3 protein-coding genes are annotated in these 3,327 nt (G+C 74.5%); all 3 read right to left on the bottom strand.

Translation table 11 applies throughout. The annotated features are described in order from the left end of the window. Positions 1-168: 168 nt before the first annotated feature. The 3 genes from ACFU7Z_RS37900 to ACFU7Z_RS37890 all read right to left on the bottom strand — a co-directional run bounded on the left by ACFU7Z_RS37900 (position 169) and on the right by ACFU7Z_RS37890 (position 3,233). Positions 169-1,191, bottom strand: coding sequence for an ADP-ribosylglycohydrolase family protein (locus tag ACFU7Z_RS37900; RefSeq protein WP_375876167.1), 1,023 nt, complete (start codon positions 1,189-1,191; stop codon positions 169-171). After that, complete coding sequence (locus tag ACFU7Z_RS37895; protein ID WP_380782651.1) at positions 1,188-2,402, bottom strand: cytochrome P450; 1,215 nt, start codon at positions 2,400-2,402, stop codon at positions 1,188-1,190. The genes ACFU7Z_RS37900 and ACFU7Z_RS37895 overlap by 4 nt, the downstream gene beginning before the upstream one ends. A gap of 90 nt (positions 2,403-2,492) precedes the next feature. Then, entirely contained in the window at positions 2,493-3,233 is a 741-nt protein-coding gene (locus tag ACFU7Z_RS37890; RefSeq protein ID WP_375876148.1) for an NAD-dependent deacetylase, read from the bottom strand. Positions 3,234-3,327 lie beyond the last annotated feature (94 nt).

The raw sequence follows: 3,327 nt of genomic DNA, 5'->3' as shown, positions 1-3,327 counted from the left end.
CGGGCGTGACGGCTCCGGTGCCGCCGCAGCCGGCGAGCAGCGGCGTGGCGAGCGCGGCGGCGAGGAGCAGCGCCGCCGGGCGGCGGAGGGTGCGACGGGTTCCGGTGCTGCGGTTCGTCATGGCCCTTCGACGCGCCGCCCCCGGATCGGGTTCCGGCCCGTACGGCGTCAGTCCCAGAGCGCCCCGAGCTCCAGCAGTTCGTCCCGGTGCTCGATCCGCTCCACCCAGTCGGCCGGCCAGGCCGCCTCGCCGTGGTGGGCGCCCGCGAAGGCGCCGGCCAGGCAGGCGAGGGAGTCGGAGTCGCCGCTGGAGTAGGCGGCCCGGCGGACGGCGGCGACCGGGTCGTCGGGCAGCAGCAGGAAGCAGAGCAGGCCGGTGCCGAAGGCCTCCTCGGCGACCCAGCCCTCGCCGGTGGCCAGGCAGGGGTCGGCCTCGACGTCGGGGGCGGCGAGGGCGGCCTCCAGCTGGTCGAGCACCGTGAGGCAGTCGTCCCAGCCGCGGGCGATGACGGCCTGCGGGGAGCTGCCGTACCAGCGGTCGGCGAGGTCGCCGAGCCAGAACTCGTCGTAGCGCTCGCGGCTCGCCAGCGCGTACGCCCGCAGCACCGCCGGCAGCCCGGCGGGCGGGACGCCCTCGGCCAGCTTGCGGACGGCGTACGCGGTGAGGTCGCCGGCGGCGAGCGCGGTCGGGTGGCCGTGGGTGAGCGCGGACTGCAGCTGGGCGGCGCCGGAGAGCTGCCGGGCGTCCAGCTCGCGGATCAGCCCGATCGGGGCGACCCGCATGTTGGCGCCGCAGCCCTTGGATCCGACGTCGCTGGCCTGCTGCCAGCGGTACTCGTCGTGGCTGAGCCGCTCGCAGGCGCGCAGGCAGGTCATGCCGGGGGCGCGGTTGTTCTGCGGGGAGCGCCACCAGTCGACGAACTCCTCGCGGACGGGCCGCACCAGCCGGAGGGGGGTGAGCGGCCCGCGCGCCAGGGCGGTGCGCAGGCCGCGGCCGAGGGCGAGGGTCATCTGGGTGTCGTCGGTGACCAATGCCCGCTGCGGCAACGGGAGCTGCCGCCAGTCCGGGTGGTCGGCAGCGATCACCTCGACGCTCTTGAACTCGGTCGGCCGACCGATCGCGTCCCCGATCGCCAGCCCCAGCAGCGCCCCTGTCGCCTTGCCCACGGCCCTCTCCCCCTCAGTCGTCAGACCTCGACCAGCAGCTCCTTGAGCCCCCGGATCACGTAGCCCGGGTTCCACTCGGGCTCGCGGACCAGCCGCAGGCCCGGCGCCCGGCGCAGCAGGGTGCCGTAGGACTCGGTGAGCTCCAGTCTGGCAAGCGGGGCGCCGAGACAGAAGTGGATTCCGGCGCCGAAGGTGATGTGCGGGTTGTCGGTGCGGCCGAGGTCGAGGCGGTCCGGGTCGGCGAAGCGCTCGGGGTCGCGGTTGGCGGAGCCGAAGAGCAGGGCGATCTCGGCGCCGCGCGGGACGGTGACGCCGCGCACCTCGATGTCCTCCAGGACCCAGCGCTCGAACATCTGCAGCGGGGTGTCCCAGCGCATCAGTTCCTCGACGGCGGTGGGCAGCAGTTCGTCCACCGAGCCGCGCAGCCGGGCGAGCTCCCCGGGGTTGCGGAACAGCGCCCACCAGCCGTTGCCGGTGGTGTTGACGGTCGCCTCGTGGCCGGCGTTGAGCAGCAGCACGCAGGTGGAGATCATCTCCTGCTCGCTGAGCGCGTCGGAGCCCTCCTGGGCCTGGATCAGCGCGCTGATCAGGTCCGAGCCCGGGGCCGCCCGGCGCTCGCGGATCAGGGTGCGCAGGTAGTCGGAGAACTCGGTGCTGGCGGTGACGGCCCGGCGGGCGGCCTCCTCGCTGGGGTTGAGCTCGAACATCCCGGTGATGTCGGCGGACCACGGCCGCAGCAGGTGCCGGTCGCCCTCCGGCACGCCGAGCATCTCGGCGATCACGGCGACCGGCAGCGGCTCGGCGACGGTGGCGATCAGGTCGCCGCCGCCGGCCGCGAGCAGCTCGTCGACCAGCTCGCCGGCCAGCCGCCGCACGGTGGGGCGCAGGCCCTCGACCATGCGCGGGGTGAAGGCCTTGGAGACCAGCCGGCGGATCCGGGTGTGGTCGGGGGCCTCCAGGTCCAGCAGCCCGTTGTCGTTGAGGGTGTGGAAGGGCTCGTGCGCCGGGTCGGGCTCGGGGCGGCCGAACTCCGCGTGGCTGAAGCGGTGGGTGTAGGTGCGGCCCAGCCGGCGGTCGCGCAGCAGGGCGCTGACGTCCTCGTGGCGGGAGACGAGCCACTGGTTCGTCGGCTCGAAGTACGTCACCGGCGCGTGCTCGCGCAGCTCGGCGTACGCGTCGTACGGGTGGGCCACGAACGCCGCCGACCAGGGGTCGAACTTCGCCGTCGTCGTCATCGGTCGATCACTCCAGGCCAGAGGGGGGAAGCCGGAAGGATCATCGTACGCACGCGGTACGTCCGGGAATATGACCCTTCCGGCCCCTGCTCAGGCCCGCTCCAGGACAAGTCGGCGCACCAGCTCCGGGAGCGCCCGGGAGATCGGCTCCCGGATCACCTCGGCCGCGGCCCCGTCGTACGGCGTCGGCTCGCCGTTCACGATGATCAGCTCCGCCCCGCTCCTCACCGCGTCGAGCGGCAGCGCCGCCACCGGGAACACCTGGAGGCTGGTGCCGACCGCGATGAACACGTCGCAGGCCCGAACGATCGCGTCGGCCTGCCCGAGCACCTCCGGGTCGAGGTTCTCGCCGAACATCACCACGCGCGGCTTCAGGATCCCCCCGCAGGCCCGGCACGCCGGGTCCGGCTCCCCCGCCTCGACCCGCGCCAGCGCCTCCGCCATCGGCCCGACCACCCGGCAGCGCAGGCACTGCGTCTCCCGGGCCGTGCCGTGCAGTTCGAGCACCTTGCGGGCGGGCAGCCCGGACTTCTGGTGCAGCCCGTCGATGTTCTGGGTGAGCACCCGCAGCGGCAGACCGGAGCGCTCCAGGTCGACCAGCGCCCGGTGCCCGGCGTTCGGCTCGGCGGCCAGTGCGCCCGTCTCCAGCCGCATCCGCCAGGCCCGCCGGCGCACCTGCGGATCGTCCCGGTACGGCCCGATGGTGACCAGCTCCTCGGCCGACGGGTCCTTCTGCCACAGGCCCTGCGGGCCGCGGTAGTCGGGGATGCCGGAGTCCGTCGAGATGCCCGCGCCGGTGAGCACGGCGATCAGGGGACGCTTCGCGTTCATACCCCGGACGGTACGGGCGGCGGCCCGGCCCCGGCCACCGAAATTCCGGGGGCGCCGGCCCCGCGAACGCCCCGGCCCGGGAAACGCCGAAGGG

It is taken from the genome of Kitasatospora sp. NPDC057518 (genome assembly GCF_042802075.1).
Taxonomy (GTDB): Bacteria; Actinomycetota; Actinomycetes; order Streptomycetales; family Streptomycetaceae; genus Kitasatospora.
This window is presented reverse-complemented; position numbering and strand designations above follow the sequence as displayed.